Consider the following 23,253-nt stretch of genomic DNA (forward strand, 5'->3'; position numbering starts at 1 on the left):
TCAGCGCAGGTGGCTCTTGCGCACCACGCCGTTGCGCACCCGCTGGGGGTGGTCGCCGACGCTGGTGGTGCGCACGACCTGCCCGGTGCGGTAGGAGACCTTGGAGACCTCGTCGGTGCCGCTCCACGAGATGTAGCAGTGCCTGCCGTCGTGGCTCGGCGTCACCCAGTAGGGCTTGCCGCCCTCGCGCACGACCAGGTCGGTGCGGCGGAAGGAGCGGGCGTCGACGACGGTGACGTAGTCGGACATCGTGCCGGCGACGCAGATCCGGCGACCGGCCGGGTCCATCGCGATGCCGTGGTGGGCCGAGTCGAGCAGGTAGAGCTCGCGGGGCAGGTCGGGCACCAGGTCGGGCAGCCGCTTGACCCGCACGATCTCGCCGCTGCGCCGGTCCATCTGCACGAAGCCGTGCATGAACGAGAGCTGGAAGTAGACCTGCTCCTCGTCGGGCGAGAGCGTCAGCGGCCGCACCGCGGTCGAGGCGCCCTCGAGCCCCGCGGCGTCGAGGGCGGCGCGCAGGTCGTAGCGGCGCACGACCTCGTAGGTGCGCGCGTCGACGACCTGCAGCACCCGCTCGTCCTTGGTCGGGTCGAGCGCGGGCTGGTCGAAGGGCGTGTAGACCATGCCGATGCTGGCGTGCAGGATGCGCCGGCCACCGTCGATGTAGACGCTCTCGTGCGGGGAGCCGCCGGACTCGAAGCGGCCCACCTCCGCGCCGGTGCGCACGTCGAGGGCGTGCACGACGTTGCCGGTGGAGGCCGAGACGACCACGGTGCGCCCGTCGGGCGAGAGGGCCATGTGGTCGGAGCGGTAGCCGTCGACGGCGAAGCGCCACACGATCTCGCGGGTGCGCAGGTCGATCGCGACGACGTCGGCGAACGAGGGACGCGAGACGACCAGCAGCCGTCCGTCGTTGGAGGAGTACATGTCGTCGACCAGCTGGTCGTGGCCCTCGCCGATGAACTGCTGGATGGCGGCGTAGAAGGCCAGCCGCACCGGGTTCGAGAGGATCTCGCCCATCCGCTCCTCCCGGTCGGGGACGACGTCGATGCGCGCGATCCGCTTGAAGGAGCCGGGGCGCAGCAGGTCGGCGGTGCCCGCCCAGTTGTTGCCCACGAAGACCAGCCGCCGCTTCGCGCGCCCGACCCGCACGGTCTGCGCGGCGCCGCGACCGGCGTCGGCCCGCGCGCCGTCGAGCGTCACGGCGCCCGAGGCGGTGCTGGGGGCGGTGCTGGGGGCGGTGCTGGGGACGGTGCTGGGGACGGTGCTGGGGACGGTGCTGACGACGGTGGCCGCGGCCCCGGCCGGTGCGCTGCCGGCGAGACCGGTCACCGGTCCGGCGGCCAGCGCCAGCGCGAGCGCGGTGCGGGCCAGGTGGCGCGCGGGGCTCGGCCCGGCGGGTCGGCGGGCGGGCAGGCGGGTGGGCAGCGACATGGGGGTCCTCTCGCAACGGGCGCGGCACCCCTCCAACGAGCGCGGTGTGCCGGCGGTCACGCCTCCGGGGGTGATCGCGCTCACGTCAGGCGGGGGTGGGCACACTGTCCGCAGCGCACCGGCGTGCCGGCGCCGACCGGTCTGGTCCGGCGTTTGCCCGCCAGGGGCCGGGGAAGGGTCCCAGCGACCATCCCGGGCCGCGAGCAGAGCAGGGAGGCGACGTGCACGGCGACACCGACGTGATGCGCAGGCGTGTCGCCCAGCTGCGCGAGCAGGGCGGCGACGTGCGTGCGCTCGCCGACCGGCTGGTCTCGCAGGCCGAGACCGTGGCCTGGAGCGGACGGGCGGCGGAGTCGATGCGCGAGCGGGTCCGCGAGCGGGCCGGGCAGCTGCGCGCCTGCGCCGGTCGCCACGACGTGGCCGCCGACGCCCTGCAGCGCCACCTGCAGGAGGTGGAGCGCGTCGCCGAGCTGATCGCGGCCCGGGAGCGCCGGGCCCGCTCGCTGCGCGACGGGGCGCGTGCCCGGGTCGACGCGGTGCTCGCGCACGCCGAGGCCGACCGCGAGCTCGGCGTCGTGCGCGAGCCCGACGCCGCTGACCGCCGGCTGCTCGAGTGCGACCTGCCGCCCGCCGGGCACCGCGACTGGCTCGACCTCGAGCTGCCGGGCCTGTGACCGCACCCGTGCCCCCGACCCCCGCGAGGACCCCGTGCCGACCGTCGACCTGAGCAGCCCGCCCCCGGCGTCCCCGGCGGCCCCGGGCGGCCTCCACGCGCTGCCCCGCCGGGTCACCCTGAGCCTGGCCGAGCTGCGGCACGTCGCGCGGGCCGCGGGTGGGGCACCGCTGCCCTTCGAGACCGCCGAGCGCGTGGCCCCCACCCTCGAGGGTCGGCTCGGACGGTTGCGCGGCGGCGCCGAGGACGCGGCGTACGCCGCCGCGCTGGGCTCGCTGCACGACCCCGCCGACAGCCTGGCGCGCCGAGGACTGCTGGACGGCGACCGGGTCGACGACGGCCTGGCCGGCGCGGTCGGCCTGCTCGCCACCCCCGAGGTGGCCCTCGACCTCGACCTGGCCGTCGGCACGGCCCGCGCCCGGGCCTGGCACCGCCAGGCGGGGGCCGCGGTGGCCACCCTGGCCACCGCCGACGGCCTGGTCTTCGAGCTGGCCTGGCTGGGCGTCGACCAGTGGCCGCTCGAGCTGGCCCGCGTGGCGGTGCTGCCCGAGGACGGCGCGACGGGGCCCAGCGGGGTGCCGGCCGTGCTCGAGGCGCCCTACGAGCTGCTCGACACCGCCGGCGAGGCGGCACGTGCCGGCCGGCTCGACCTGCTGCCGGTGCTCGTCGCCCAGCACCACGGCGCGCTGCGCGACGAGGACGGCCGGGCGCTCGACGAGGCCGCGTCGGTCGCCGCCCTGACGGCGCTGTCGCAGGAGTCGCGGGGACGGTTGCGGGCGCTGGTCGCCGACGTCTCGGGCCCGCGCACCACCGTGGCGGGCGTGGTGTCGTGGGTGCTGCTCGCCGACGGGTGGCACGCGCTGCGCCCCCGCGGCGACGACGCGGGCCACCGCGTGGAGGTCGCGCGGGTGGAGCCCGCGGGCCTGGCCACCGACCTGGCCCCGGTCCTGGCCCGGGTGCAGGACGAGACGCGGGGCCGGGCGCAGGGCGAGGTCGGCGCATGAGCGAGCGGCCCGACCTCGACGAGCGCGCCGGCCTCGACGACAAGTACGAGCAGATGCTGCACCTGGCCGACCTGTTCTCCCGCGCCGGCGGCGACCTGCGCTCCCGCTCCGGGCTGGGCCCCGAGGTGCTGGACGACCCCGACCTGGCCGACTCGGAGCCGCTCTCGCCGGCGACCTGGCGCGAGGCCGAGGACGAGGTCCGCGCCGCCACCACGGGCCGCGGCGGGCTGGTCGGCCGGTCGGTCGAGCTCGACGCCGACGCCCTCGTGGTGCGCGCCACCGTGCTGACCTACCGCTGGATCGACGACCTGGCGAGCGCCGCCTACGAGACGCTGGGCGCCATCGCCGGGCGGGCCATCGGCTACCTGGCGCCCGAGGTGGCGCTCGGCGGGTCGATCGTCTCGGCCGGCCTGATCGAGACCGACGCCGCCGACCGCGACGAGGTCGCGGGCTACCTGGGCGAGCTCGCCGGGATGCACCCCGCGCTGATGGACCACGTCAGCAGCGGTGGCGGCGGGCTGCTCGACTCGCTGCAGCTGCGCTCGCTCCTCTCGGTCAGCGCCCTCGCCCGCGACGACGCACCGCTGGCCGCTGCCGCCGGGCTGCGCGCGCTGGGCATCGAGGACCTCGGTCTCGACGTCGGGTCGGCGGCGCGCGACATCGCCGGCGGGCTCCTCGACGCCGACGCCGACGCAGACACCGACAACGACGCCGCGACGGGCCGCAGCACCGACGACGGCGGGCCGGACGAGGCTGCCGGGGCTGCCGGGGCTGACGGGGCTGCCGGGGCGCCCCGGGGTCTCGAGGAGCTGCTGGTCAGGTTGGTCCACGCCCGCAGCAGCGTCGAGGTGCGCGCGGTCGGCGGCGGCCGCTTCGTCGCCTACCTGGCGGGCCCCGACGCCGGTCGACGCGGGCCGCTCCGGCTCGTCAGCGGCGACCGGGCGGCGTACGCCGACGTGGTGGTCGGCGCGCTCGAGCGGGCGGTGCGCGGGGTGCCCGACGCGCGGGTGATGCTGGTGGGCGGCGCGCACGGCGGCGCCACCGCGGCCGAGGTCGCCGCGGGCGTCGCGACCGGCGCGGTCCCGGCCTCGTTCAGCGTGGAGCAGGTGGTCACGGCGGGGGCGCCGGCCGCCCAGGTGCCGCGCATCCCGGCGCCGACGCGGGTGCTGAGCCTCGAGGACCGCTCCGACCCGGTGGCGCTGCTCGGCTCGCTGGTCAACGCCGGCGCCGAGAACCGGCTGACCGTCGTCTTCGACGCCCGGGTGACCTCCGGCGATCCCGACGCCGGGGCCGGGCACGGGCGGCGGGGCCAGGTCTACGTCGCCGGTGGGCGGGCAGCCGACCGGGCCCGCCACGCCCCGGTCGTGGCCGAGCTCGAGCGGCTGCGCGCCCTGGGCTACCTGGCGCGCTGACGGGCGGGCTGACGGGCGGGCTGCCGGGCGGACCGGGTCCCGCTCAGAGCAGGTCGTGGACCAGCTCGGAGAGCTGGGTCAGGTTGCGGCACTCGACCATCGGCACCACGTCGGCGTACCTGCTGGCGGCCGAGTCGCCGGTGTCCCAGTGCCGGCGGTGCTCGGGGTTGAGCCACCAGGCGTGCCGGCACTGCCCGGCGAGCTCGGCGAGGGTGGTCAGGGCCAGGTCGGAGTAGTTGGAGCGGGCGTCGCCCAGCACCAGCAGGGAGGTGCGCGGGCCGATCGCGTCGGCGTGCTGCTCGGCGAACTTCTCGATCGCACGGCCGTAGTTGGTGCGCCCCCACAGGGCCGCGTGCGAGGCGCTGGCCGCGAGGTCGGCCATCACGTCGACCACGTCGGCGCCCGGCTTGAAGTGGTGGGTCACCTCGTGCACGTGGTCGATGAAGGTGAAGGCGCGCACCTTGGTGAACTGCTCGCGCAGCGCGAAGACCAGCAGGAGGGTGAACTGGGCGAAGTTCGCGACGCTGCCGGAGACGTCGCACAGCACCACCAGCTCGCTGCGGTGCGGGCGCTTGGGCTTGTGGTGGGTCGTCAGGGGCACGCCACCGGTCGACACCGAGGCCCGCACCGTGCGCCGGAAGTCCAGCGGGCCGCGCCGCTGGGCGTGGTGCTCCTGGGTCAGCCGGGTCGCGAGCCGGCGCGCGAGCGGGTAGATCTCGCGGCGCATCTGCTCGAGGTCGGTGCGCCGCATCTGCAGGAAGTCGAGTCGGTCGATGGAGGGGCGCAGGGCGGTGCGGGCCACGTGCTCGGCGCCCTTCTCCTCCCCGATCCGGCGGCGGGCGTCGGCCTCGACCCGGCGGGTGAAGCCACCCACCCGCTGCGCCGCGGCACGGCGGGCCTCCTCGTCGCCGCGGCCCTCGGCGAGCAGCCCCTGGACCAGCCGGTCGACGATCTCGCCGGGCGCGACGCGCTGCAGCGCCGTGTAGGCCGACCAGGACGACAGGCCCGGCCCGCGCCCGGGCATGGCACCGAAGCGGCCCACGGCCTCGGCGGCGAGCCGGGCCAGCTGCTGCTCGTCCCCCGCGGTCATCGCGGCCTCGAGCCGCTCGCGGAAGTCGCGCAGCGCCTCGGCGTTGTCGCGCGCCCCCGGCACGTCGCCGTCCTGCGGGCCACCGGCCGCGGCGTCGGCGTCGCCGCCCTCGCTGTCCTCCGGGCCCGCTTCGTCGGCGCCGAGCCGGTCGGCGCCGTTGCCGACCAGCGGCGGGAAGTAGAGGTCGAAGAGCGCGTCGAAGGTCGGCCGCTGGGCGTGCCGCTTGACCACCGCGGCGGCGTACCCCTCGCGCACCACGGCGCGGTCGTCCCACGGCAGCGCCGTCAGCACCGCGACGGCGTCGAGGTCCTCGGCCAGCGAGACGGGCAGGCCGGCCGCGCGCAGCGCCTCGAGGAAGGCGATGTGGCGGTCGAGCAGGCCGGACCTGGCCTCGTCCGGCGGGTCGGGGGTGGGCATCGGCTCAGCGCCCGGCGCGGTCGAGGCGCAGCTCCTTGACCGCGCGCTCCTGGTCGGAGACGTGCTTGAGCACCACGCCCAGGGTGGCGTTGACCGCGTCGTCGTCGAGGTCGCTGATCTCGAGGGCGATCAGGGTGCGTGCCCAGTCGACGGACTCCGCGATCGAGGGCGCCTTCTTGAGCTCCAGCTCGCGCAGCCGGGCCACCATCGCCACCAGCTGGGTGGCCACGGCCTCCTCCAGGCCAGGCACCTGGGAGACGACGATCTCGCGCTCGCGCTCGGCGTCGGGGTACTCCAGGTGCAGGTAGAGGCAGCGCCGCTTGACCGCCTCGGAGAGCTCGCGGGTCGCGTTGGAGGTCAGCACCACGAAGGGGCGGCGCACCGCGGTGACGGTGCCCATCTCGGGGATGGTGACCTGGAAGTCGGAGAGCACCTCGAGCAGGAGGCCCTCGACCTCGACGTCGGTCTTGTCGACCTCGTCGATGAGCAGCACCGTGGGCTCCTCGCGGCGGATCGCGGTCAGCAGCGGGCGGGTCAGCAGGAACTCGTCGGTGAAGATGTCGTCGTGGGTCTCGTCCCACGTGGCGTCGCTGCCCTGGCTGGCCTGGATGCGCAGCAGCTGCTTCTTGTAGTTCCACTCGTAGAGCGCGCGCGCCTCGTCGAGCCCCTCGTAGCACTGCAGCCGCACCAGGTCGGCGCCCGTCGCCCGGGCCACCGCCTTGGCCAGCTCGGTCTTGCCGACCCCGGCCGGGCCCTCGATCAGCAACGGCTTCTCCAGGGCGCCGGCGAGGTACGTCGTCGTCGCGGTGGCCGCGTCGGTGAGGTAGCCGGTGGCGCCCAGGCGGTCGGCGGCGTCGGACGGCGAGCTGAACCAGGTCATGGGCCCATCCTGTCCCACCCCCGGACCAGACCGGCCGTGACCCGGCTCACCAGGACTCGTTGGACCGGTGTGCCCGCCTCCCGCACCGGCCTCGCCCGCACCGGCCCGGCCCCCACCGGTCTCGCCGCCCCCACCGCGCCGCGCGGGGTGCTGCGTGGGCTGCGGGCCCTGCGGATGGGCGCCCTGGCGGCGGTGCTGAGCGTCGCGGTCGCGGCGCACGTGCGCGCCGAGACCGCTCCGCCCCCGGTGCCCAGCGAGATCGGCGCCGCCCAGCTGGAGCGGCTGATGAGCGACCACCGCTGCAGCCCCAGGGGGTTCGCCGACGGCTCGCTGCCGGCCGCGGCGCTGCTGCGCACCGAGCGCGGGCAGCTGCGCGTGGTGGGGTTCGCGCGCGGTTGGCAGGCCCACGAGGGGATGCTCCCCGGCACCCTGGTCGCGGTCTGCCTGGGCACCCGGGCCGTCGAGCGGTCCTGAGCCCGGCGACGCCCACCACCGTGCTCGTAAAGTGAAGACGATGAGTGCACCGAGGTCCCCCGGCCCCGTCGCCCCCGCCCCGCTCGCGGGCGGGCGACGCCTGCTGGGGGTCGTGAAGCTCGGGGTCGTGGTGGCGATCATCGCCGTCGTCACCGGCACGATCGTCAGCGGCACGACGCCGTCGCGCGCCCCCGTCGACCCGCGCAGCGACCGTCTCACAAGTCTCATGGCGGCCTACGACTGCTCCACCAGGGGTCTCGACGACGGCGTGGTGCCGGGCTCGGCCGTGCTGCGCTCCCCCGAGGGCGCCCTGCGGATGGTCACCTTCGAGCGCGGCTGGGCGGCGTACGACGGCAGCCGGCCGGGCACGCTGGTCGCCGTCTGCGCCGCGCCCCTGCCCTGACGCGAGACCGCGGCCGGGTGCGCCCGGCTAGGCCGTCTCGACCCGCTTCGCGCTGGTCGCGTGGTGCTTGGCCAGCTGCTGGTAGCCGGCGGCGTTGTGCTCGACCCACTGCTGGGAGCTGGTGCCCTCGATCGGCTTGACCACCTTGCACGGCACGCCCGCGGCCACGACGCCCGCGGGGATCCGGGTGCCGGGGGTCACCACCGACCCGGCGGCCACGAGCGTGCCGCCGCCGATGTGCGCCCCGTCGAGCAGCGTCGAGCCGTTGCCGACCAGCGCCTGCTCGCCGACCTCGGCGCAGTGCACGACGCAGCCGTGCCCGATCGTGGCGTTCGGGCCGATCGACAGGTGCTCCCCGGGGGCGGCGTGCAGCACCGAGTTGTCCTGCACGTTGGTGCCCTCGCGCACCACGATCGAGCAGACGTCGGCGCGCACCACGACGCCGTACCAGATGCTGGCGTCCTTCTCGACGACCACGTCGCCGATCAGGGTCGCGGTGGGGGCCACCCAGGCCTCGGGGTGCACGGAGGGACGCTTGCCGTCGAGCTCGAAGAGGTTCACGGGGCACATCCTGCCTGCCCCCCACAGCTCAACCGGCGAGGTTGTCCAGCACGTTCGCCAGCCACGTCAGCTGCACGGCCTCGTGGTGGAACTGACCGCCCTCGTGGTCGTTGTAGGGGTAGACCTCGATGGAGGCGGGGCCTCCGTAGGCGTTGTGGGCTGCGAAGACGGTGGACGGGGGGCAGACGTTGTCCATGAGGGCCACCGAGAACAACGCCGGTGCCGTCGCCCACGGCACCAGCACCGTCGTGTCCACGTAGGCCAGGGTGGCCAGGGCGCGCCCCACCTTGGTGCGGTGCGATGCCAGGAAGGCGGCCACCTCCAGGTAGGGGCCGGCACTGGCCATGGCCATGCCACGCGGGACGTCGCCCAGGAACGGCACGTCGCTCATCACCGCCGCCAGGTCGGCGCGCAGACCGGCGACGGCCAGGGCGATGCCCCCGCCTTGGCTGACGCCGGTGACGCAGATCCGCGACGCGTCCGCTCCCGGCAGAATCGTGGCGACGTCGACCGCGAGCACCGCGTCCGTGAGCAGTCGGCGGAAGTAGTAGTCCTGCGGGTCGTCCAGACCTCGCGTCATGAACCCACCCAGGTAGGAGGGGCCGTGCCCGTGCGGATCGGCGGTGTCACCCACGGCCCCGCCGCCGGCCCCCTGGCCCCGGCTGTCCACGTCGAGCACGGCGTAGCCGGCCAACGGCCAGTGGCCCACCTGGTGGGGAAGACCCCGTCCACCCGTGTAGCCCTGGTACCGCACGATGACCGGGAGGTCATCGCTGCGGCCGGCGGGGCGGCGGTACCAGGCCTTGACTGGATCTCCCCCGAATCCGGAGAAGGTCACGTCGTAGACGTCGACCAGCTCCAGCGGGGTGGAGATCCGTTCGACCTTCGGCATCCACATGCAGGACCGGGCGGTGCTGATCGTGCTGTCCCAGAACCAGCGCAGGTCGCCTGGCGCCTCGACACCGGAGCGGTAGCGCTCGAGCTCGGGCAGGGGGAGGTCGTACTGCGGCATCGTGTGCGCTTTCTGTTCTGGTCCGGTTGACGGGGAGAGCACTGCTGTCGGGCTGTGCGCCTCAGCCCTTGACGGCACCCTGGAGGAGTGCCTTGGAGAACTGGCGTTGGAAGAGGACGAAGACGACGATCGTGGGCGCCATGATGAGCAGCGCGCCGGCGGAGAGCAGCACGATGTCGGTCCCGTAGCGGCCCTGGAAGGCACCCAGCGCCCCGGCCATCGTGCGCTTGGTGGGGTCGTCGACCAGGACGATGGCCAGGATGAACTGGTTCCAGGTCCAGAGGAAGAGCAGGATGGCCAGCGACGACAGGGCCGGCATCGCGAGCGGCAGGTGGATGCGTCGGAAGGTCGCCCAGGTCCCCGCACCGTCCACGTACGCCGCCTCGGAGAGCTCGGCGGGCATGGTCAGGAAGTGCGCACGCATCCAGAAGACCCCGAAGGGAAGGTAGAGCGCGATGAGCGGCAGGACCAGCGCCAGGCGGGTGTTCAGCAGCCCGAGCGCCTGCACCTGGTAGTACAACGGGGTGATCAGCGACTCGAACGGGATGGTCAGCCCCAGCACGAACAGCAGGAAGAGTGCGTTGGCGCCGGGCACGCGCAGGCTCGCGAGCGCATAACCGGCGAGGCTGGACAGCAACAGCGATGCCGGCACCACGCCCAGGACGATGAGCAGGCTCGAGGTGAGCAGCGGCGTCAGGTTCGCGACCCGGTAGGCGTCGACGAAGTTGCCCCACTGGGGGTCCTCGGGCCACCCCAGACCCGTCGGGATGCTCCCCTGCGGTGCGAGAGCGGTCGTGAACAGGGTCGCGAAGGGCACGAGGGTCAGGACCATGAAGAGGACCAGCATGCCCCGGCCGGCGAGGAGGCTGCGCGAGCGTGGACTCATGTGTCCTCCCGCTGCGTGAGTCGCTGCACGGGCACGATCATCACCAGCACGAGTGCCATCAAGATGACTGCCATGGCCGAGGCCTGGCCGATCTCCCTCTCGGTGAAGGCGAGCCGGTAGATCTCGACACCGGGGACCATGGTCGTGCGACCCGGCCCGCCCTGGGTGGAGACGTAGATGATGTCGAAGCTCGCCAGGGCGGCGATCATCGTGACCGTCACGCACACCCCGATCTCGCGACGCAGGCCAGGCAGCGTGACGTGGACGAACTCACGCCACCGGTTGGCCCCGTCGATGCGGGCGGCCTCGTACAGGGAGGGGTCGATCTTGCTGATGCCGGTGAGCAGCAGCAGGGTGCACAGACCGAGCATCACCCACGATCCGATGAGGCCGACGGCGGGCAGCGCCGTGGTGAAGTCAGCCAGCCACGGCCGGGCGAGGTCGCCGAGCCCGACCAACTCCAGCAGGCGGTTGGCGATCCCGTCGCTCGAGTAGACCCAGTCCCACATGATGCCGGCCGCGACCAGGGGGATGACCTGGGGGACGAAGAGGACGGTGCGGGACAGGGTCACGAAGGGCCCGCTCGGCAGGCCGTGCATCAGCGACGCCGCGAGCAGGCCCAGCGCGACCGGCACCAGGGTGAAGAAGATGATCAGCTCGAGGGCGTGCAGGATCGTCTCGAGCTGGTCGGGGTCGGTCAGGACCCGCTGGTAGTTCTCGAGGCCCACCCAGGTGGCCGGGCCGATCCCGTTCCAGTCATAGAGCGAGTACTGCACCGAGGTCAGCAGCGGGTAGAGGACGAACCAGCCGTAGACGCAGAGGGCGGGCAGCACGTACAGCAGGTGGCCCCAGCTGCGCCGGGCGCGACGCCGGCGCCCGACCCTGGACGCGCCGGGCAGACCCGCGGCGGCAGGGCCGCGCGCGGTGGCGCGAGCTCCTGCCGTCGCGGTCGAGGACCCGAGACTCACGAGTCGAGCTCCTCCTCGTAGGCCTGCTGGAGCGCGGCGGGCACCGCCTCCGGCTCGGTGCGGCCGTCCAGCAGACGCTGCAGCTCGGGACGGATGGACCCCGCGTAGATCCCCGAGGTGGCGTTGGCCATGAAGTCCACGAGCACCCCGGACTCGCCGATGGTCTGGGCGCCCTGCAGGGTCTGGCTGACCAGGGAGTCGTCCGGCACCTCCGGGAGCGGCAGGGACGCGGGACCCCCGGGGGCCGCACCGCCCTGGTTCACCAGGATGTCGCGGGCCTCCTCGTTGGTGTGGATCCAGTCGAGGAAGAAGGCGACCTCGTCTCGGTGGTCGGACTTGGCCGGCACGGCGTAGGTGTTCGGCGCGCCCATCGCGACCGGCGCGTTCCCCTCCTCGACGGGCGGCATCAGGAAGAAGCCGACATCCGCACCCATGGACTCGTCCAGGTTTGCCGACTCCCAGTCCCCGTTGAACATGAACAGGCCGGTGCCCTCGGTGAAGCGACCCATCATGGTGGTGTAGTCGAGGCTGTTGGCGTCAGCCGGGAAGTAGCCCTGCTCGGCCCAGCGGCCCACGTGAGTGGCCGCCTCGACGGCCGCCTCGGTGTCGATGCTCGCCCCCGGCTTCTGGAAGATCCAGTCCGCGATGGCGCCGGGGTCGCCCATCTGGTTGAGCAGTGCCTGGTAGGGGAAGGCGACGCCGCCGATGTCGTTGAACTGCATGATGGGCTGCTCACCGGCGGCCTTCGCATCGGCCATCGCCTGCTCCAGCTCATCGATGGTCGCCGGCGGCTCGTCCATGCCGATCCGCGCAGCGATCTCCTTGTTGTAGTAGACACCGGTGACCGAGTAGCCGACGCCCAGGGCGTACAGGGACCCCGAGCCGCGGGTGCCGTCTTCCCCCACACGCATCTGCTCCAGCTGCGACTCGGGGAACTCGTCCCAGCCGTAGGCGTCGACGTACGGGTCGAGGTTGAGCAGGAGCCCGTCGCGCGCCGAGTCGACGATGGTCGGCAGCCGGATCAGGTCGGGTGCGTCGTTGCTGGCCATCACCCGCGGAGCGTTCTCGGTCAGCGCGGCGAACTGGTCACTACGGATGTCGAAACTCACCTGCGGGTACTGCTCGGTGAACTCCTTGCTGAGCTCCTCGACGAGCGGGAACCCGGTCTCCAGGTAGAGCTCCAGGGTCACGGGCTCCTCACCGAGCTCGGTGGTCACCTCGCGGTCGAGGTCCTGCGAGGCGGTCTCGCCATCGGACCCCGGGGCGCCGCACGCGGCGAGAAGGCCGACACAGAGACCAAGTCCGGCAACGCCGGCGCGTGACAGCGGGCTATGGGAAAGCTTCTTCACGACGTGCTCCTTCGATGGGGTCCCGCGCGGCGGCTCGCCTCACAGGGCTCCGCGCGACGACGCCACCGTAGTGAAGAGCGTCACGGTCGTCAAGCACTTCTTGTAAAGCACTTTACATCTCGCCTCAGCGCGGTGCCCCTGTGCTCCCGCGGGTGACCACCTGACAGTCGAGGAGGGTGGAACGTCGTTGCGCGTGCCCGCCCATCGCCTCCAGCAGCAGGCGCAGCCCGACCTCCCCGGACTCCTCGAAGGGTTGCCGCACCGTCGACAGCCCCGCGGCCTCGGCCACCGGCCCGTCGTCGAACCCGAGCACCGAGAGGTCGTCAGGGACGCACAGTCCTGCGCGGCCGGCTGCGCGGGCCACCCCCAGCGCAAGGTCGTCGAAGTGTGCCATCACCGCGGTCGGGCGCTCCGCGCTCGCCAGCAGCGCCTCTCCGGCGGCCTGCGCAGCCTGAACCGTTCCTTCGCACTCGGTGACCACCAGGTCGACACCGCCACGGTCTTCGACGGCGGCACGGAACCCACCGAAACGTCGGCGCGCCTGGGAGGCGTAGTCCGACTCCTGCTGCTCCAGGACGTAGCCGATCCGGCGGTGTCCCAGCTCGAGGAGGTGGTTGGCGGCAAGGGCGCCCGCGCTGTAGTCGTCGATGTTCACGACGCTGAAGACCGCACTCGGCGCATCGACCAGCACGACAGGAAGGCCGTGCTGGTGCCACCGGTCCTCGATGTCCTGCTCGATCTGGGATCCCATGACGAGCAGCCCGTCGACCGATCCCCGCAGCGGCATGCTGGCCAGCACCGGCGACGACGCGGTCGCCGCGGACTCGTGATCGATGACCGAGATCTCGATCGGCTCCCCCGCCGCGGCCCGCATCACCCCCACCAGACGCCTCAGGTAGGAGGGGTAGGCGGAGAAGGGAGCCACGACGCCGATGCGCCCCACCCGCTTGCGCGCCAGCTGCGCCGCACTCGCCTTGGGCACGTACCCCAGGCGGTCGGCAGCACCGAGCACGCGCTCCCGCGTCCGCGCACCCACCCGGCCCGGCTTGTTCAGGACGTTGGAGACGGTCGAGATGCTCACGCCCGCCTCACGGGCCACGTCGTAGATGGTGGCGGGCTTGATCTCCGGGGTGGACACGTGGGCACCCTACAAAAGTCCATGGCCGAGGTCCTCGCTCCCGATCCCCGTCCACGAGGACGACGAACGCCCCGGAGCGGTGCTCCGGGGCGTTCGGTCCGACTGGCTGGCGGTGGCGGTGGGATTTGAACCCACGGTGGGTTTCCCCACACATCATTTCGAGTGATGCACCTTCGGCCTCTCGGACACGCCACCGCCGGTGAATGTACCGGAGGCGCCGCGCTCGGGCGAAATCAGTCGGGCACACGGGGTGGTGGCCCGGGGACCTGGCCGCGGGGCCTGGCCGCCCGGCTACGCCGACAGGCTGCCCACCCAGCGCCGCAGCGTCTCCTGCGCGCCCACCTCGTGCAGCAGCCGGCGGGCCTCGAGGTAGGGCTCGGTGAACCGGGCCTCGTCGGCGAGGGCGCCGAAGAGGTCGGGGTCGCGCAGGAAGGCCAGCGGGTCCTGGGCCTGCGCCTGCGCGCGGGCCAGCACGGCCTCGCGGCGCCGGTCGACGACGTCGATCGGCCGCCCCTGCTCGTCGACGCCCTCGGCGTAGCGCGACCACGCGGCCACCACGAGGGCGGCGTGCCTGACCTCGCCGCCGGCAGCGAGCCGCTCGCGGACCACCGGGAGCAGCCACTTGGGGATGCGGTCGGAGCTCTCGGCGCACAGCCGAGCCAGCGTGTCGCGGACCTCGGGGTTCGCGAACCGCTCGACGAGCTGGTGCCGGTAGGCGTCGAGGTCGACGCCGGGCAGCTCGGCCAGGGTCGGGCTGGCCTCCTGCTCCATGTAGCCGAGCAGGAATCGCTCGAAGAGCGGGTCGGCCGACGCCTCGTGCGCGTAGGTGTAGCCCGCCAGCGCACCGAGGTAGGCCAGCGCCTGGTGCCCGGCGTTGAGCAGCCGCAGCTTCATCAGCTCGTACGGCGTCACGTCGGGCACGACCTGCACCCCCACGTCCTCCAGCACAGGCCTTCCCAGCGGGCCGAAGTCGTCCTCGAGCACCCACTGGGTGAAGGGCTCGCAGACCACCGGCCACGCGTCGGAGACCCCCCACCGCGCCGCGAGGTCCTCACGGTCGTCGTCGGTGGTGACCGGGGTGATCCGGTCGACCATCGAGCTCGGGAAGCGCACCTCGGCGGCGATCCAGTCGGCCAGGTCGGGGTCGCGGAGCCGGGCGAAGGCGGTGATCATCCGGCTGGCCACGTGACCGTTGCCCTGGATGTTGTCGCACGACATCACGGTGAACGGCGCCGTGCCGGCGGCCCGGCGGCGCGCGAGCGCCTCCACGACGTACCCGAACGCGGTGACCGGCAGCTCGCCCGGGCCGGCCCGCAGGTCGCGCTGCAGGCCGATGTCGTCGGGATCGAGCTCCCCGGTGACCTGGTGCACGTGGTAGCCACCCTCGGTCACGGTCAGCGACACGATGCGGGTACTGGCGTCGGCGAGCAGGTCGAGCACCCTGGCCCCCTGCTCGGGCGCGAAGAGGTAGTCGACCATCGCCCCGACGACACGCGGCTCGCGCGAGCCGTCGGGGTGCTTGACCACGACCGTGTAGAGGTTGTCCTGCGCGGCCATCGCGTCGGCCATCGCGACGTCGCCGGGCATCAGCCCGACGCCGGTGACGGCCCAGTCGAGCGCCTCGCCCCGGTTCATCAGCGCGTCGAGGTACATCGCCTGGTGCGCGCGGTGGAAGCCGCCCACCCCGAGGTGGGCGATCCCGTGCCGCAGGCGACCTCGGTCGTACGACGGCACCGGCAGCCGGTCGGCGAGCCGGGACAGCGAGTCCAGGCCCAGCGCGGTGGCGGCGGAGGCCGGCAGGCTCACTTGACCGCTCCCAGCGACAGGCCCCGCACCAGCTTGTCCTGGGCCGCGAAGCCGGCGATCATCACCGGCAGCGAGACCAGGGTCGCGGCCGCGCACAGCTTGGCCAGGAACAGGCCCTGGCTCGAGATGAACCCGACCAGGAAGATCGGCGAGGTCGCCGAGACCGTGGCCGTCAGGTTCACCGCGAACATGAACTCGTTCCAGCTGAAGATGAAGCAGATCAGCGCGGTCGCGGCCAGCCCAGGTGAGGCCATCGGCGTCACGATGCTCCACACGGTGCGCAGGAAGCCGGCCCCGTCGACCTGGGCCGCCTCGAGGATCTCGGGCGGGATCTCGGCCAGGAACGACTGCATCATCCAGACCGCGATCGGCATGTTCATCGCCGTGTAGAGCAGGACCAGCGTGTAGATGTTGTCGAGCCCCCCGATCTGCTTGACGATCAGGTAGACCGGCAGCAGCGCCGCGATCGGCGGCAGGAACTTGGTGGAGAGGAAGAAGAACATCACGTCGGTCCACTTCTCCACCGGCCGGATCGACAGCGCGTACGCCGCCGGCACCGCCAGGATGAGCACCAGCAGCGTCGAGACCCCGCTGGCGATCGCGGAGTTGATCAGGAAGGTGCTCGCCCCCCGGTCGAAGACGGCCGCGTAGTTGTCGAAGCTCAGCGGCGCGAAGAGCGACGGCGGGCTGGTGGCCGCGTCGGACTCCTGGTGGAACGAGGTCAGGATCATCCAGAAGACCGGCGCCACGAAGAGCAGGGTCAGCACCCAGGCCAGCGTGGCCCAGCGCCACCCGGCCCGGTCGCCGTCGCCGCTGCTGCTGCGCCGGCGGCGGCGCTTCTGGGCCGGCGGCGGTGCGATGCCCTGGGCGACGTCGCCGGGGTCGGCCCCGTGGGCGTCGAGCGGGTCGGCCGGGTGACGGGTCCCGGTGCTCTGGTCGGGGGTGCGCGTGCTCATCGCTGGTGCTCCTCGCTGAAGAGGGACGAGATGACCCGCAGGGCGAAGGTCGCCACGACGATGGAGCCGATGACGACCACGACGCCGGCCGCAGCGGCCTCGCCGTACTCGAACTTGCGGAACAGGGTCAGGTAGATCTCGTAGGGCAGGTTGGTCGTCGCCGAGCCGGGACCGCCCTGGGTGATGGTGAAGATGGCGTCGAAGGTCTGCAGCACGTAGATCGAGCCCAGCAGGATCGAGAGCTCGATGTAGCGGCGCAGGTGCGGCAGCGTGATGAAGCGGAAGGTCTGCATCCCCGACGCGCGGTCGATCTTGGCGGCCTCGAGCACGTCACCCGGCTGCGACTGCAGCCCGGCGAGCAGGATCAGCATCATGAACGGCGTCCACTGCCAGACCAGGGCCGCGATGACCGCGGGCATCGGGAAGGTGGAGACGTAGTCGATGACCGGCCCCTCCTCGGCCCCGAAGAGCTGCCAGACCCAGTTGAGCGTGCCGTTGAACAGGCCGTAGTCGGGGTTGTAGAGCGCGTGCTTCCAGATCAGCGCCGAGGCCACCGGCATCACCAGGAACGGTGCGATCAGCAGCGTGCGGGCCAGGCCGCGGCCCGGGAACTTGCGGTCCAGCAGGATCGCGAGCATCAGGCCCAGCATCATGCTGATGAGGACCACCGACACGGTGAGCACCATGGTGTTGAGCACCGCGTCGCGCAGCCGGCTGTCGGTGAAGACGGTCCGGTAGTTGTCGAACCCGGCGAACGAGCTGAAGTTGCCCATCCCCAGGAAGTTCTTGTCGCCGGGCTGCAGCACGTTCCAGTTCAGCGTCGAGATGGCGATCGTGAGCAGGAACGGCAGCTGGGTGACGATGATCGTGAAGATCAGCGCCGGCATCAGCGGGCCGCGACGACGCCACTTCTGGGCGCGGGTCAGCTCGTGGCGAGGTGGGCGGGAGCGGTGGCCCGAACGGGCCTGGTCCTCCGGCGCCGGGGTGGCGGTGGCACTCATTCGTCCTCCGGTGGGGCGGTCTCGAGGTGGTGCGAGAGGTGGCGGGCTGGAGCGGGACGTACGTCGGCGGCGCCGGCGCGGGGACCGGGCGGGCCGGCCGGAGCCGGCCCGCCCGGGCGTGGTCACTGGTACTGGGAGGCGACCTCTTCAGCGAGCTCCTGGCCCTGGGCCAGCGCCTCGTCGACGGTGCCCCTGCCGGCGATGGCGGCCGAGATCTCCTGGGAGACCTTGGTGCCGAGGTCGGCGAACTCGGGGACGCCGACGAACTGCACGCCGACGGTCGGGCGGGGCTGGACACCGGGGTCGGTCGGGTCGGCCTCCTCGATGGCCTGCAGCGTGATCGGGCCGAAGGCCTCCGAGACCTCCTGGTACTCGGCGATCTCGTAGGTGCTCTCTCGCTTGCCCGCGGGCAGCCGCGACCAGCCGAGCTCCTCGCCGACGGTCTGCTCGTACTCCTTGGAGGTGGCCCACAACATGAACTCGGCGGCCGCGTCGGAGTTGGTGGTGGTCTCGGGCATCGCCCACGACCAGGTCCACAGCCAGCCGCTGGAGTCGGTCTCCTTGACCGGGGCGAAGGCGTAGCCGACCTTCCCGGCGACATTGCTGACCTGCGGGTCCTCGAGCGAGCCGGCGGCCGAGGTGGCGTCGTACCACATCGCGACCTTGCTCTGGCTCATCGCGTTGAGGCACTCGGTGAAGCCCGCCTGCGCGGCACCGGCCTCACCGTGGTCTCGCACCAGGTCGACGTAGAACTGCACGGCCTCGGTGAACTCGGGGCTGTCGACCTGGGCCTCCCAGTCCTCGGTGAACCAGGTGCCGCCGAAGGTGTTGACCACCGTGGTGAGCGGGGCGAACATCTCGCCCCAGCCCGGCAGGCCGCGCAGGCAGATCCCCTTCATGCCCGGCTGGGCGCCGTCGACCTGGGCCGCGATGTCGGCGACCTCGTCCCAGGTGGGCCGCTCGGGCATCTCGATGCCCTCGTCCTTCAGCACGTCCTTGCGGTACATCAGGAACGACGACTCGCCGTAGAACGGGAGCGCGTAGAGCTGGTCGTCGGAGGAGAGCGAGGCGATCATCGGGTCGAGCAGGTCGTCGACGTCGTAGTCGTCGTCACCCTCGACGTACTCGTCGACCGGCTTCAGCCAGCCGTTCTTGGCCCAGATCGGCACCTCGTAGGCGCCCACCGAGACCACGTCGTACTGGCCGGCGCCGGTGGCGACGTCCTGGGTGACCTTGTCACGGAGCTCGTTCTCGGGGAGCACGGTGTAGTTGACCTCGATGCCGGTGTCGGCGGTGAAGGTGTCCTCGGTGATCTGCTGGATGTCCTGCATCTGCGGGTTGCCGACCATCAGGACGGTGATGGCGCCACCCTCGCCGTCGGTGCCGGCCTCGCCGCCGCCTCCGGCGCCGGCACAGCCGCTGAGTACGAGTCCTGCCACCGCCGGAGCGATGGCTGCTGCGGCGAGCCGCCTCTTCGTGATGCTCATCTGGGTCCTCCCTGGGGTCGTGCGTGTCCGATCGAGCACCGGCCACGGGCGTGGCCGGCAGGCCGACCGTCGACGACGGCCAGCGGGGTGGGGATGTGCGGGCTAGGCGCGCACCACGTGGGGTCCGAGCGCGGCATAGCGGTGCGCCTCGGTGGCGCTGAGGCCCGTGTCGGTGACCAGGACCTCGAAGTCGGCGACGTGTGCGAAGCGGCAGAAGCTCGAGACGCCGAACTTCTTGTGGATGCCGACGAAGACGCGGCGCCGCGAGCGCTGGACGACCAGCCCCTTGACCGCGGCCACGGCCGGGTCGGGGGTGGTCAGCCCGTGCTCACGGGTCACGCCGTTGGCGCCGAGGATGGCCAGGTCGATGACCAGGTCGGCGAGCATGTGGGTGGCCCAGTGGTCGACGGTGGCCATGGTCCGACCACGCACCCGTCCCCCGAGCATCAGGACGGTCACCTCGGGGCGGGCCGCCAGCGCGGTGGCGGTCAGCAGCGACGACGTGACGATGGTCAGCGGGCCGTCGGGACGCAGCGCCTCGGCCACCAGCTGGGGGGTGACGCCCTCGTCGACGTAGACCGTCTCCGCGCCGTCGAGGTGCTGGGCTGCCGCGGTCGCGATGCGGCGCTTCTGGTCGAGACCGCTGGCGCTGCGGGTGGCGACGTCGGTCTCGTAGCCGGCGCTCTCGACGGGGTAGGCCCCGCCGTGCACCCGCTGCAGCACGCCGCGGTCGACGAGGTGGCGCAGGTCGCGGCGCACGGTCTCGGGCGCCACCCCCAGCTCGACGGCCAGGCCGCCGACCTCGACGCGCCCCGACGACCGGGCCCGCTCGAGGATCTCGCGGTGGCGTCTGGTGGCCTCCATCGCGTCCATCTCCCCTCGACCGCTCGGGCTGGTGTCCCCGGTGCCGCTGTCGGTCTGTGACTGGTGTCACAGGCTCGTGACAACCATGGTGCGCCCGCTGTCCGCCATCTGACCAGCCCGATCGGGCGGTCGCGGATGCCCGAGTGCTGCCCACTTCGATCGCTCGAAGCCGCACTGCTGCGCACATCTCGGCGCCGCCCCCGTCCGGAACCGGCCGTCCGGGCCGCCCGGATGTCCGTTCGGTGCCCGGTCGGGCGTGCCGGCCCTCACGGCCGGGCGCCCGGTGCAGCGGGTTGTCCTCAGCCCATCGGGTCGACCAGCAGCACGTGCAGCCGGCGAGGGCCGTGCACCCCCTCGACACGGTCGAGCTCGATGTCACTGGTGGCCGAGGGCCCGCTGATCCAGGTCAACGCGCGCCCCGCGCGCACCGCGGAGGCAAGCCGGTCGACGGCGTCGGGGACGTCGGGCACGACCTGGTCGGCGCGCACCACCACGATGTGGCGGTCGGGCACCAGGCTCAGGGCCCGGCGGCCCTGGCCCGGCCCGTGGTCGAGCACGATCGTGCCGGTCTCGGCGATCCCGGCGCTGGCGGTGGTGAGCACCGCGTCGACGCGGTCGAGGTCGGCGGCCGAGAGGTGGTCGTCAGGCATCCCGCGCTCCCCCAGCGCCTCGAGGAGCGCCTCGTCGAGCCCGCCAGGTACGACGACCCGGTCGGTCGGCGCGAGCAGGCCGGCGACGTGGGCGGCCAGGTCGGCGGCCGTCACCCGCTCCACCACGGCGCGGTAGTCGGCCACCCGCTCGGCGAACAGGTCGAGCACCTGGGCGGGCGTGCCCGCGGGACCGGCCGGCGCCGGGACCGGCTCGGGCGTGGGGACGACCCCCGTCAGCGCCGCACGCACCCGGTCGAGCACCTCGGCGCGGGCGCCGGTCGGGTCGGCCGGGTAGCGGTGAGCTGGCAACTGTTCCGGCTCCGGGACCGGTTGCTGGCCCACCGCCGGGGCGGGCTCAGCGGCGGGCGGCTCGGGCGGCGGTGCCTCAGCAACCGGACTGCTGGGCAGGCCGGTTGCCTGCTCACCGCCGACCCCGGGGCCGGCGCCGGCGCCGGGCTCGGTGCGGCCGCCGTCGGTGCGGGCCCACCAGGCCCGGAACGACTCGCGGGGTGGGGCGGGCAGGTCGCGGGCGCCGGTCCAGGCTGCGGCGCCCGGGCCGGGCAGGCGTCCCGCCGCGGGGCGACCGCCCGGCAGCGTCGTACGCGACAGGCGCGCCAGGACCCGCCCCGAGAGACCGGAGGCCTTCTCGACCAGGCCCAGCCGCGAGGCGTCGGAGAAGGCCCAGGCGGCGGCCTTCATGGCCAGCGCCTCCGCCTTCGGCACCCGGTCGCCGCGGTGGGAGTCGACGACCTTGGAGCGCAGGTGCACCAGCACCTCGGGGATGTCGATGCGCACCGGGCAGGCCTCGAAGCAGGCCCCGCACAGCGACGAGGCGTAGGGCAGCGAGTCGGTCTGGGCCCGGACCCCGGCGTCGGGCTCCTCGGGATCGGCCAGCAGCGGGTTGAGGATCGCCCCGATCGGGCCCGGGTAGACCGAGCCGTAGGCGTGCCCGCCGGTGCGCTCGTAGACCGGGCACACGTTGAGGCAGGCCGAGCAGCGGATGCAGCGCAGCGCCTGGCGACCGGTGGCGTCGGCCAGGGCGCGGGTGCGGCCGTTGTCCAGCAGCACCACGTGCACCTCCCGCGGCCCGTCCGCGCCGCCGTCGGGGTCGGTGACCCCGGACCAGGTCGAGGTGTAGGGGTTCATCCGCTCCCCGGTCGAGGAGCGCGGCAACAACCGCAGCAACGGGTCGAGCTCGGCCCAGGTCGGCACCACCTTCTCGATCCCCACGACCGAGACGAGCACCTCGGGCAGGGTCAGGCACATCCGCCCGTTGCCCTCCGACTCCACCACCACCAGCGTCCCGGTCTCCGCGACCGCGAAGTTGGCGCCCGAGACCCCCACCTTGGCGCGCAGGAACTTCTCGCGCAGGTGGTCGCGTGCCGCCCCGGCCAGCACGGCCGGCTCGTCGGACAGGTCCGCCGGCGCGGGGCGGCCGACCTCGGCCATCCGGCGCAGGAAGATCTCACGGATCTCGGCGCGGTTGCGGTGGATCGCCGGCACCAGGATGTGCGAGGGCAGGTCCTCGCCCAGCTGCACGATCAGCTCGGCCAGGTCGGTCTCCCACGCCGCGATCCCCTGCGCCTCCAGCGCCTCGTTGAGCCCGATCTCCTGGGTGGCCATCGACTTCACCTTGACCACCTCGTCGGCCCCGTGGGCCCGCGCGACCTCCACGACGACCGCGTTCGCCTCCGCGGCATCACGCGCCCAGTGCACGGTCGCACCGGCCGCGGTCAGCGTGCGCTCCAAGGTCTCCAGGTGGGTGGCCAGGTCGTCGAGGGCACGCTGCTTGACCGCCGCCCCGGCCAGGCGCAGGTCCTCCCAGATCCCCGCCTGCTCCAGCTCGCCCACCACCGCAGCACGCTTGCTGCGGATCACCCCCGTCGCGTGCGCCAGGTTGTGCCGCAGCTGGGTGTCGCCCAACGCAGCCCGTGCCGCCTCCGGGAAGGCCGGCATCCCCACGAACGTCCCGCTCACGACTGTCCCTCCGTGCCCTCGGTCGCCGCCAGCACCTCGGCCAGGTGCACCACCCGCACCCCCGAACGCTGCCGCGACAGCACCCCACCCACGTGCATCAGACAGCTGTTGTCACCGGCCACCAGCACCTCCGCGCCCGTCGAGCGCACATGACGTGCCTTGTCCGCACCCATCGCCACCGACGTGTCGGCGTTCTTCACCGCGAACGTCCCACCGAAACCGCAGCACTCCTCGGCCTTCGGCAGCTCCACCAGCCGCAGACCCCGCACCGCCTCCAGCAGCCGCCGAGGCCGGTCGCCCACCCCCAGCATCCGCAACGAGTGGCACGTCGGGTGGTAGGTCACCGTGTGCGGGAAGTAGGCCCCCACGTCGATCACCCCCAGCACGTCGACCAGGAACTCGCTCAGCTCGTACGTCGGCGGCGCCGCCGCCACCGCGCCCACCAGGCCCGGGTCGCTGCCGTTCGCGACCCCGCGCTCGGCCACCAGCCCGTGCTGGTGACGCGCCGAGCCCGCGCACGACCCGCTCGGGGTCACGATCGCGTCGTACCCCGCGAACGCGTCGACATAGGTCCGCACCACGGGCACCGCCTCGTCGAGGTAGCCCGTGTTCACCATCGGCTGCGCACAGCACGTCTGCGCCGCCGGGAACTCCACCTCGCAGCCCAGCCGCCGCAGCAGCCGCACCACCGCCTTGCCGGTCTCGGGGAACATCGCGTCGTTGACGCACGTGACCGACAGGGCTACTCGCATGGGACCACTCTCCGGGGCAGGGACGGTGCGTGTCATCAGTGCCGCGCGGTGGGTCGTGG

At 73.1% G+C, this 23,253-nt stretch carries 21 protein-coding genes and 1 tRNA gene; 5 read left to right on the forward strand and 17 right to left on the reverse strand.

Annotated elements, in window-relative coordinates:
- A complete protein-coding gene (locus JOE61_RS08895; RefSeq protein WP_193669713.1) occupies positions 1–1,434 on the reverse strand; it encodes a YncE family protein in 1,434 nt (477 codons plus the stop codon).
- A 221-nt stretch (positions 1,435–1,655) separates the two neighbouring features.
- Here JOE61_RS08895 and JOE61_RS08900 point away from each other — a divergent pair, with 221 nt between their 5' ends.
- The 3 genes from JOE61_RS08900 to JOE61_RS08910 are packed head-to-tail and all read left to right on the forward strand — an operon-like array spanning position 1,656 to position 4,523.
- Positions 1,656–2,108 (forward strand): hypothetical protein, encoded by a 453-nt coding sequence (locus JOE61_RS08900; protein WP_193669714.1) that lies wholly within the window; start codon positions 1,656–1,658, stop codon positions 2,106–2,108.
- A 34-nt stretch (positions 2,109–2,142) separates the two neighbouring features.
- Positions 2,143–3,111, forward strand: coding sequence for an ESX secretion-associated protein EspG (locus JOE61_RS08905; protein ID WP_193669715.1), 969 nt, complete (start codon positions 2,143–2,145; stop codon positions 3,109–3,111).
- Positions 3,108–4,523 (forward strand): hypothetical protein, encoded by a 1,416-nt coding sequence (locus tag JOE61_RS08910; protein WP_193669716.1) that lies wholly within the window; start codon positions 3,108–3,110, stop codon positions 4,521–4,523. The genes JOE61_RS08905 and JOE61_RS08910 overlap by 4 nt, the downstream gene beginning before the upstream one ends.
- A 43-nt stretch (positions 4,524–4,566) precedes the next feature.
- On the opposite strand, the gene JOE61_RS08915 is transcribed toward JOE61_RS08910, so the two are convergent.
- On the reverse strand, positions 4,567–6,030 hold the full coding sequence (locus JOE61_RS08915) for a vWA domain-containing protein (protein ID WP_193669717.1): 1,464 nt from the start codon (positions 6,028–6,030) through the stop codon (positions 4,567–4,569).
- A 4-nt stretch (positions 6,031–6,034) separates the two neighbouring features.
- Complete coding sequence (locus JOE61_RS08920; protein ID WP_193669718.1) at positions 6,035–6,910, reverse strand: AAA family ATPase; 876 nt, start codon at positions 6,908–6,910, stop codon at positions 6,035–6,037.
- Positions 6,911–6,946: 36 nt separating this feature from the next.
- On the opposite strand from JOE61_RS08920, the gene JOE61_RS08925 reads away from it, so the two are divergent.
- Together JOE61_RS08925 and JOE61_RS08930 are read left to right on the forward strand one after the other, a co-directional pair.
- The gene (locus tag JOE61_RS08925) at positions 6,947–7,384 is read left to right on the forward strand and encodes a hypothetical protein (RefSeq protein WP_193669719.1); all 438 of its coding nucleotides are present in this window, start codon (positions 6,947–6,949) and stop codon (positions 7,382–7,384) included.
- 40 nt (positions 7,385–7,424) lie between these two features.
- Positions 7,425–7,787 (forward strand): hypothetical protein, encoded by a 363-nt coding sequence (locus tag JOE61_RS08930; protein ID WP_193669720.1) that lies wholly within the window; start codon positions 7,425–7,427, stop codon positions 7,785–7,787.
- Positions 7,788–7,814: 27 nt separating this feature from the next.
- Here JOE61_RS08930 and JOE61_RS08935 read toward each other — a convergent pair whose 3' ends face one another.
- The 14 genes from JOE61_RS08935 to JOE61_RS09005 form a co-directional block, all read right to left on the reverse strand.
- Positions 7,815–8,348, reverse strand: a complete 534-nt coding sequence (locus JOE61_RS08935) for a gamma carbonic anhydrase family protein (RefSeq protein ID WP_193669721.1) — start codon at positions 8,346–8,348, stop codon at positions 7,815–7,817.
- Between the two features lie 28 nt (positions 8,349–8,376).
- Positions 8,377–9,360 (reverse strand): acetylxylan esterase, encoded by a 984-nt coding sequence (locus tag JOE61_RS08940; protein WP_193669722.1) that lies wholly within the window; start codon positions 9,358–9,360, stop codon positions 8,377–8,379.
- A 61-nt stretch (positions 9,361–9,421) separates the two neighbouring features.
- The gene (locus JOE61_RS08945; RefSeq protein ID WP_193669723.1) at positions 9,422–10,246 is read right to left on the reverse strand and encodes a carbohydrate ABC transporter permease; all 825 of its coding nucleotides are present in this window, start codon (positions 10,244–10,246) and stop codon (positions 9,422–9,424) included.
- Positions 10,243–11,214 carry a carbohydrate ABC transporter permease gene (locus JOE61_RS22455; protein ID WP_204797190.1) on the reverse strand — a complete coding sequence of 324 codons (972 nt, stop codon included), beginning with the start codon at positions 11,212–11,214 and terminating at the stop codon, positions 10,243–10,245. The genes JOE61_RS08945 and JOE61_RS22455 overlap by 4 nt, the downstream gene beginning before the upstream one ends.
- Positions 11,211–12,431: an ABC transporter substrate-binding protein gene (locus tag JOE61_RS08955; RefSeq protein ID WP_204797191.1), complete on the reverse strand. Its 1,221-nt coding sequence runs from the start codon at positions 12,429–12,431 to the stop codon at positions 11,211–11,213. The genes JOE61_RS22455 and JOE61_RS08955 overlap by 4 nt, the downstream gene beginning before the upstream one ends.
- Before the next feature lie 256 nt (positions 12,432–12,687).
- Entirely contained in the window at positions 12,688–13,701 is a 1,014-nt protein-coding gene (locus JOE61_RS08960) for a LacI family DNA-binding transcriptional regulator (protein WP_204797192.1), read from the reverse strand.
- A gap of 107 nt (positions 13,702–13,808) precedes the next feature.
- Positions 13,809–13,896: transfer RNA gene (locus JOE61_RS08965), tRNA-Ser, on the reverse strand.
- Positions 13,897–13,992: 96 nt separating this feature from the next.
- A complete protein-coding gene (locus JOE61_RS08970; RefSeq protein WP_307822896.1) occupies positions 13,993–15,507 on the reverse strand; it encodes a mannitol dehydrogenase family protein in 1,515 nt (504 codons plus the stop codon).
- Positions 15,504–16,463 (reverse strand): carbohydrate ABC transporter permease, encoded by a 960-nt coding sequence (locus tag JOE61_RS08975; RefSeq protein ID WP_193669724.1) that lies wholly within the window; start codon positions 16,461–16,463, stop codon positions 15,504–15,506. Before JOE61_RS08975 ends, JOE61_RS08970 begins: the two co-directional genes overlap by 4 nt.
- A complete protein-coding gene (locus tag JOE61_RS08980) occupies positions 16,460–17,464 on the reverse strand; it encodes a carbohydrate ABC transporter permease (protein WP_193669725.1) in 1,005 nt (334 codons plus the stop codon). Before JOE61_RS08980 ends, JOE61_RS08975 begins: the two co-directional genes overlap by 4 nt.
- A gap of 122 nt (positions 17,465–17,586) precedes the next feature.
- Positions 17,587–18,951, reverse strand: coding sequence for an ABC transporter substrate-binding protein (locus tag JOE61_RS08985; protein ID WP_193669726.1), 1,365 nt, complete (start codon positions 18,949–18,951; stop codon positions 17,587–17,589).
- Between the two features lie 102 nt (positions 18,952–19,053).
- Positions 19,054–19,815, reverse strand: a complete 762-nt coding sequence (locus JOE61_RS08990; RefSeq protein WP_193669727.1) for a DeoR/GlpR family DNA-binding transcription regulator — start codon at positions 19,813–19,815, stop codon at positions 19,054–19,056.
- Between the two features lie 299 nt (positions 19,816–20,114).
- Positions 20,115–22,442: an LUD domain-containing protein gene (locus JOE61_RS21640; RefSeq protein ID WP_193669728.1), complete on the reverse strand. Its 2,328-nt coding sequence runs from the start codon at positions 22,440–22,442 to the stop codon at positions 20,115–20,117.
- On the reverse strand, positions 22,439–23,230 hold the full coding sequence (locus JOE61_RS09005; protein WP_372440062.1) for a (Fe-S)-binding protein: 792 nt from the start codon (positions 23,228–23,230) through the stop codon (positions 22,439–22,441). Before JOE61_RS09005 ends, JOE61_RS21640 begins: the two co-directional genes overlap by 4 nt.
- Positions 23,231–23,253: the final 23 nt, after the last annotated feature.

The organism is Nocardioides salarius, from assembly GCF_016907435.1.
Taxonomy (GTDB): Bacteria; Actinomycetota; Actinomycetes; order Propionibacteriales; family Nocardioidaceae; genus Nocardioides; species Nocardioides salarius.

Excerpts from the sequence above, each read along its gene's own strand:
- JOE61_RS08895 (WP_193669713.1), bottom strand. The coding sequence starts at position 1,434 with ATGTCGCTGCCCACCCGCCTGCCCGCCCGCCGACCCGCCGGGCCGAGC.
- JOE61_RS08945 (WP_193669723.1), bottom strand. The coding sequence starts at position 10,246 with ATGAGTCCACGCTCGCGCAGCCTCCTCGCCGGCCGGGGCATGCTGGTC.
- JOE61_RS08930 (WP_193669720.1), top strand. The coding sequence starts at position 7,425 with ATGAGTGCACCGAGGTCCCCCGGCCCCGTCGCCCCCGCCCCGCTCGCG.
- JOE61_RS08980 (WP_193669725.1), bottom strand. The coding sequence starts at position 17,464 with ATGAGTGCCACCGCCACCCCGGCGCCGGAGGACCAGGCCCGTTCGGGC.
- JOE61_RS08975 (WP_193669724.1), bottom strand. The coding sequence starts at position 16,463 with ATGAGCACGCGCACCCCCGACCAGAGCACCGGGACCCGTCACCCGGCC.
- JOE61_RS08915 (WP_193669717.1), bottom strand. The coding sequence starts at position 6,030 with ATGCCCACCCCCGACCCGCCGGACGAGGCCAGGTCCGGCCTGCTCGAC.
- JOE61_RS08990 (WP_193669727.1), bottom strand. The coding sequence starts at position 19,815 with ATGGAGGCCACCAGACGCCACCGCGAGATCCTCGAGCGGGCCCGGTCG.
- JOE61_RS08910 (WP_193669716.1), top strand. The coding sequence starts at position 3,108 with ATGAGCGAGCGGCCCGACCTCGACGAGCGCGCCGGCCTCGACGACAAG.
- JOE61_RS08920 (WP_193669718.1), bottom strand. The coding sequence starts at position 6,910 with ATGACCTGGTTCAGCTCGCCGTCCGACGCCGCCGACCGCCTGGGCGCC.
- JOE61_RS08985 (WP_193669726.1), bottom strand. The coding sequence starts at position 18,951 with ATGAGCATCACGAAGAGGCGGCTCGCCGCAGCAGCCATCGCTCCGGCG.
- JOE61_RS08940 (WP_193669722.1), bottom strand. The coding sequence starts at position 9,360 with ATGCCGCAGTACGACCTCCCCCTGCCCGAGCTCGAGCGCTACCGCTCC.
- JOE61_RS09005 (WP_372440062.1), bottom strand. The coding sequence starts at position 23,230 with ATGACACGCACCGTCCCTGCCCCGGAGAGTGGTCCCATGCGAGTAGCC.